General features: G+C 55.3%; 1 tRNA gene. It reads left to right on the top strand.

The features are described from left to right. The first annotated feature begins 100 nt into the window (after positions 1-100). A tRNA-Leu gene (locus EIK80_RS25140) sits at positions 101-186 on the top strand. Positions 187-398: the final 212 nt, after the last annotated feature.

Raw genomic sequence — 398 nt, 5'->3', positions numbered from 1 at the left:
AGCACCCGTAGGAGATTCACGAACAATACATGTCTGCCACCAACGCGACACGCCGGACGTTGTGCGATTGGACGGCTGGGTGTAAGTTGGTCGACTGTCTGCGAGTGTGGCGGAATGGTAGACGCGCTGTCTTCAGGTGGCAGTGAGTGTATGCTCGTGGGGGTTCAACTCCCCCCACTCGCACCAGCAAGTAAAGGGCTGGAACCGAAAGGTTCCGGCCCTTTTGCTTTGCCCGGGACCGAGGACCGCTTTGCTGGGTTCATAGGATTTTTGTCCATCCATCTGTCGGACGAATCAACCTTGATTATTGTGTCGACCTATACTAGGTTACGGTAGCGTAAGTTAGTGGTCGGAAGAGCGTCGCCGGCCATGGCGAGGTGATTAGTATGAGCGTTTCC

This window comes from Caulobacter sp. 602-1 (assembly GCF_003931565.1).
Taxonomy (GTDB): Bacteria; Pseudomonadota; Alphaproteobacteria; order Caulobacterales; family Caulobacteraceae; genus Caulobacter.
Note: the sequence above shows the minus strand (reverse complement) of the source record. Positions and strands in the feature narration are given on the sequence as shown.